1 protein-coding gene is annotated in these 1555 nt (G+C 25.5%); it reads left to right on the top strand.

Annotated features, from left to right (window positions below; genetic code table 11):
* Positions 1-212 precede the first annotated feature (212 nt).
* The gene (tig, locus tag ON17_RS00425) at positions 213-1547 is read left to right on the top strand and encodes a trigger factor (RefSeq protein ID WP_017191500.1); all 1335 of its coding nucleotides are present in this window, start codon (positions 213-215) and stop codon (positions 1545-1547) included.
* Positions 1548-1555: the final 8 nt, after the last annotated feature.

The following is a 1555-nucleotide window of genomic DNA, read 5'->3' as shown; positions in this document are numbered from 1 at the left end:
TTTGTTTGAATTCTTCAAAAAGAAAATTATCAAAAGCATTATTTTTATCAACTTTGCATTAGTTATAAAAATAATGTATTTTCTTTTATGAAACTTCATTTTTAATTTTAAATAAACTAAAAAAGATATAAAAATGTAATGATTAGAATAACAAAATTAGCCCATTCTAATAATTACATAAATAAAAATTTATAAAATATAGGTAATAAAACATGCAAATTAAAAAAAAAAATAACGATTTTGTACAATATCACTTTGACGTGACTGTCAATGAATTCGAATCTTATATCAAAAAAGCTTTTGACAAAATTCAACCTAAAGTAGAAATTAAAGGCTTTAGAAAAGGACATGTTTCCCAAAAAGTTTTTGACAAGCATTATGGCCATTCGGCTTTATATAAAGATGTTTTCGGCATCATATATGTAGAAAAATTTCAAGAAATATTAACTAATAAAGAATTTAAAACTGTAGGAGAACCTAAATTAGTTGATTTTGATATTGAAAAATTAGACAGACAAAAACCTTTTAGTTTCGGTTTAGAAATGGCTTTAAAACCAGAAGTAAAAATATGTGATTACCAAAAAATTACATTAAATGATTTTAGAAAAAATGTCACTGATGAAGATGTTCAAGCACAAATGGATTTATTATTAAAACAAAACGAAACATTAGCGCCAAAAACAACTGATAATCCTTTAGAAATGGGCGATGTAGCTATTTTCGATTTTAAAGGTTTTGTGGACGGCACTCCTTTTGAAGGTGGAGAAGCGACAAATCACAGTTTAGAAATTGGTTCTAATCAATTCATTCCTGGTTTTGAAACAGGTATGTTAGGAATGAAAAGAAAAGAAAAAAGAGATATAAAAGTGGTTTTTCCTGAAAATTATGGTAAAAAAGAATTAGCTGGAAAAGAAGCGGTTTTTCAAATCTTTTTAAAAGAAATAAAAACTCCTCAAAAATTCGTTGTAACGGATGAATCTATTAAAAATTTAAAATTACCTAATATTGAAACAGTAGATGAGTTGAAAAAAAACATTAAAGAACATTTAGAAAACCAAAACAATTCAGAATATAATAACGAAGTTCTACAAAAAGTTTTTGAATATTTAATCGCTAATTCTACTTTAACACTTCCTCAACATTTTGTACAAACAGAAGTAGAAAATATCAAACAACAATTTGCTTCTCAACTGCAAGAACAAAACATGAATTTAGAACAATATTTAAAAATGACTCATTTTAACGAAGAAGAATATGAAAAAAACATTTCTGAACAAGCTTTAAAAAACGTTCAAATTAATTTCTTATTAGACGAAGTAGTGGCTAAAGAAAATATACAAGTTACTCCAGAAGAGATAGAACACAGATACCAACAAATAAGCGCATATTATAAAATTCCTATCGATAAATTAAAAGAAAATTATGCTGTGGAAAACATCAAAAACGGTTTATCTCAAATTAAAGCTGGCGATTTGTTAATTAAAAAAGTTGCTTTTAAAGAAGAAAAAGAAATTTTCCGACCAGAAACAACAAAAGAAAATAAATAAATTATTTT

The sequence above is a fragment of the Poinsettia branch-inducing phytoplasma str. JR1 genome (assembly GCF_000309465.1).
GTDB lineage: Bacteria > Bacillota_I > Bacilli_A > Acholeplasmatales > Acholeplasmataceae > Phytoplasma > Phytoplasma pruni.
The sequence above is the reverse complement of the archived record's forward strand: the minus strand, read 5'-3'. Positions and strand labels throughout refer to the sequence as shown.

Coding starts and splice junctions, on each gene's coding strand:
- tig (WP_017191500.1), top strand. CDS start 213: ATGCAAATTAAAAAAAAAAATAACGATTTTGTACAATATCACTTTGAC.